General features: G+C 53.4%; 5 protein-coding genes and 1 pseudogene. 5 read left to right on the plus strand and 1 reads right to left on the minus strand.

Annotated features, from left to right (window positions below; genetic code table 11):
- On the plus strand, positions 1-303 hold a 303-nt coding region (gene ricT, locus ACOSYY_RS18490; RefSeq protein ID WP_421664328.1), incomplete at its 5' end, for a regulatory iron-sulfur-containing complex subunit RicT.
- A 91-nt stretch (positions 304-394) separates the two neighbouring features.
- On the opposite strand, the gene ACOSYY_RS18495 is transcribed toward ricT, so the two are convergent.
- Positions 395-1735, minus strand: a complete 1341-nt coding sequence (locus tag ACOSYY_RS18495; RefSeq protein ID WP_421664329.1) for a YihY/virulence factor BrkB family protein — start codon at positions 1733-1735, stop codon at positions 395-397.
- 564 nt (positions 1736-2299) lie between these two features.
- Between ACOSYY_RS18495 and ACOSYY_RS18500 the strand changes: the two genes are divergently transcribed.
- The 4 genes and pseudogenes from ACOSYY_RS18500 to ACOSYY_RS18515 all read left to right on the plus strand — a co-directional run.
- Positions 2300-3007, plus strand: coding sequence for a helix-turn-helix domain-containing protein (locus tag ACOSYY_RS18500; RefSeq protein WP_421664330.1), 708 nt, complete (start codon positions 2300-2302; stop codon positions 3005-3007).
- 40 nt (positions 3008-3047) lie between these two features.
- Entirely contained in the window at positions 3048-3455 is a 408-nt protein-coding gene (locus ACOSYY_RS18505; protein ID WP_421664331.1) for a DoxX family protein, read from the plus strand.
- Between the two features lie 42 nt (positions 3456-3497).
- On the plus strand, positions 3498-3728 hold the full coding sequence (locus ACOSYY_RS18510; protein ID WP_421664332.1) for a DUF4287 domain-containing protein: 231 nt from the start codon (positions 3498-3500) through the stop codon (positions 3726-3728).
- A 119-nt stretch (positions 3729-3847) separates the two neighbouring features.
- Positions 3848-4103, plus strand: a pseudogene (locus ACOSYY_RS18515) (hypothetical protein); the annotation flags it as partial.

The following is a 4103-nucleotide window of genomic DNA, read 5'->3' on the forward strand; positions in this document are numbered from 1 at the left end:
CGTATCGAAATGCGTCAAGTCGGAGTACGTGAGGAAGCCCGACGGCTTGGTGGCATGGATACCTGCGGCCTCGTCCTGTGCTGCGCGAGTTTTCTGACCGATGTGAAGCCTATTTCAGCAAAACAAGCGAAAAAGCTCGAACTGCCGATCGACGACCCTCGCTTGCTGGGCGTATGCGGTCGACTGAAGTGCTGTTTACTGTTTGAAATGATGGACTCTCAAGGGAGGATCACGCCGCAAACTCAACAGCTCATTACACCGACCCGACCCAACACTCCACCCTCATCAACCCGCCTAGCCTAATTTCGCCTTCGGAGCCAAAGAACCCATACTAAAACCACAAGTCCCATGTTTCAATGCTTGAGGGTAGCGTCGGCGGTGAGTCTTTATACAATCAGGCCTCAGTGGATGGGGACGGTGGTTGGTCTTGCAGCAGCGATCGGACAGTTTCTCCCACCAACGCTCGTTCCACCGCCTTATCCCGACGGCGCAAGAGGCCAGCAACCGGATCACTGGTATCGAGGTGAGGCAGTATCCACGGTGGGCTTCCATTGCGTACCGAATCCAGAACCTCTTTCACGAGGATCAAGTCCGGCGACTTGATAAGGCTCACCCCTTCCGGTTCCTGAAGGCGACCCACAAACCCGTTATCTACGAGACGTTCTACTTCCTCCTCCACTAGAGACAAGGGCATGGTCAGTTCGCTCGACAGTTCCGGAAGCCTCAACGGACGATCACCTTTGAGGTAGTGATGCCCCAAGACTCGCAATACTTTAAGTGCCAGTTGTTCACGAAAGACGTGCGTGCCCTGCTCCCACAACAGACGGGACAAATAGGCCATGGGATATTGGTGGAAAAAGGAGAACTGCGCCCCTATCAGCACGATCATCCATCCGGCGTAAAGCCACAGCAGGAACAGCATGAGCACGGCGAAACCCGAATAGATGGCGCTGTAATTGGCGGAGGCGGCCACGAATCTGGCAAATGCTTCACCGGCAATCATCCAAAGGATGGCCGCCGAGATTCCGCCTACGATTGCCGAACGCATGTGGACATGGGTATTGGGAATCATTTTGTAGAAGAAGGTGAACACGGCACAGAGCATCAAGAAGGGAACTACTTCACCGCTCCACACCAGCAGCGTTCCAAACGGTTCCATCCTAACAAGATGCTGGACAAGGGTGTGGCTTTGGAGTGAAGCGAGCAAGCCGAACGCGCTTACCACGAGAACCGGTCCCACGAGGACCGCGCTCAAATAGTCGGTAAACTTCCGTTCCCAGGTACGTCCCTGCTTCACCTGCCAGATGGCATTCAGGGCTTGTTCGATCTTGTCGATCAGCGAATAGGTCGTATAGAACAGGCCGGCTATCCCGAACACTCCCAGCACGCCCATTTTGATATTGTCCACGAAACCGATGATGGTCGCGGTCATCTCCCGACTCTTAGGACCGAGCGGCTCCAACGTCTGGGCCAAGAAGGGTTCGATCACATGATGGACACCGAAGCCCTTCAACACTGAGAACATCACGGCGAGAAACGGCACCAACGAAAGCAACGTCGTATAGACAAGCCCGGCGGCCCGCGCATCGAGCAGCCGATGGCGAAACTCCATGCCGACGGCAGTAGCGAGTCGAAGCGCTTGAGTGCCCAACCGTTGAAGTCCTGACATGGTAGTCAGATCTCTGGTCCAAAGGTCCTGCTTCGTAAACTGGGAGAAGCGAGTTGAGCTGCTCATACGTATTATTGCTCCGAGCAGTTCGCTTTTTTGCTATGACAGTTGCAGTGCCGAAACTGATACTGAGATCTTCAGGATACCATTCCTCAGATGCATTTCCCAAGAGGCGGGCCTACCGTACCACTAATTTACACATTCGTTAGTGGCAGCACTATCGCTGCCCGAAGCCTTATTAGGTGGGACCTCTCCTACAGAGCGAAGACCATCCTCCGTTCGTACATCCATTCATCGCTTCTTATTGGACTTGGCGCATCCTATCGTTAGGGTCAACACCAAAGCTTTGTTGAAAGTAAAGCGTAAAACATGAAATGGCTGCTGATCGGCGTGAAACACGGCGTTTGGCGCAATATCGCAATACCCACACGGTGCCGCACGGCGGCACTACAGATCACTATGGCGTGCATGCTACAAGTCGAAGAAGGGTGTTCATAGGGATCTGAACACGACAAGATCGCGACTCTGTTTGCAGTCTGGTTACCCATGCTATGCTGGCCAGTACACTCCGTAGTTAGACGGCTGGTGACGAAGTTCGCGAACATTTCGAAACTTGGTGGAGACAGGGACTTGTTTATCATTTTTGACGAAAGACAATCAGACTCCCCGTTCGTTGAACGGGTTTGGCGTTGCCACAGTGAGCGTGCTGGAACTTTTCACTCGATCGCAGCGATTCATTGGGAAATGGTCGTCACACGGCATGAGGGTAAGACCTCAATCACAGTGCGGGGGCCTGAAACGAAAGCGACAATAGCGGAATGTCCTGCGCATGGCGAGTGGTTTGCCATCCGCTTCAAGGCTGGCACATTCATGCCCCTGTTTCGTCCCGGTAGTCTCCGGGATCGAAACGACATAACTTTGCCTAACGCAACAAGCCGATCTTTTTGGCTCAATGGTTCGGCCTTGGAGTACCCGAATTTTGAGAATGCTGAAACCTTCGTGAAACGGCTCGTGCATGACGGGTTGATTGTCAAGGATCCCTTGGTACATGCCGTTCTCCTCGGTCAACCGCAGGACCTGACGTCACGAACTGAACAGCGGCGCTTCCTTGAAGTGACGGGACTGACGCGCGGCACTATTCATCAAATCAAACGTGCCCGGCATGCGACGAATCTTTTAAAGCAAGGTCTCTCAATTCTCGATGCAACTTATCAAGCGGGCTACTACGATCAAGCACATTTCACCAGGTCGATGAAACGTTGGATCGGGCAAACTCCGGCACAAATTATCCGTGCGGAACAGCAGTTGTCGTTTTTATACAATACGAAATCCACATAGTCCGTTATGGTGTGATCATGTTCCCCATAACGAGACAATCATGACAACATATCTTCAGCACGCATACCGTACAATCTGGAGGCTATGGGCGGGACGAATCATCACCAGTTTGGTAGTGATTTTTCTTGTCTTTGACGGAGTGACTAAAATCATCCAGGTTGCGCCTGTCGTGGAGGCCTCCACGAAGTTGGGACTGGCTCCGGATCTGCTTCTCGGCATCGGCATCGTGCTGCTTGCCTGCACCGCGATTTACGCCGTCCCAAAGACGGCCATTCTCGGGGCGATCTTGTTGACCGGCTATCTGGGCGGTGCAACAGCAACTCACGTCCGCGCTGGAAGCGAGGCGTCCCCTGTCGTCTTTTCGATCGTCTTCAGCATAGTGGTTTGGGTTGCACTGGTCCTTCGCGAACCCCGACTGTTCTGGTTGATTATCCAACGGCAGTATTGAGTAAGCACGACAGACTTGACAAACCTTTCATGGAGAAATGCCATGTCATTCCAAGCCTACCTGGCGAACATCCAAGCAAAAACAGGGAAAAGCCCCGCTGACTTCCGTGCGCTCGCCAAGAAAAAGGGATTCACGCGCCAGGGACAACTGGCAACAGACGTCAAGGCTGGGGCGATTGTAAGATGGCTCAAAGATGACTTTCACTTGGGCCATGGTCATGCGATGGCCATTGTTGCCCTATTGAAAGGGACAAAGTGCGACGATAGCGCTTGATGAGTCGCTCGTCTGTATTTCGTATTGGCTATCTGGGGCGCTGCCTAGACTCATCAACAGCAACATCGTCTATGCATCATTTGATGCCTCAGATATAGTGTGATACGGTCCGTCCTCTCATGCCGGACTCGGTTTCCCCCTTCACGCTCGTCGATGTTCCTGGCTCGGTGCCTCTGCTTGGCCATCTGCCTAGGTTCAAAAAGCGCCCGTTAGAGACTATGGCCGGGTGGTGGCGCCAGTACGGCGATGCGCTGCGCTTTCGGCTCGGTCCGAAGACTCTTCATCTCTTCAGTCATCCCGATCTGGCCGAAGCGCCCAGGCGTAGGGATTTGGCCTTGATGTTGAAGGCGCTGCCACCGGTGATCGGAGTCGTTT

The sequence above is a fragment of the Nitrospira sp. BLG_2 genome (assembly GCF_049222245.1).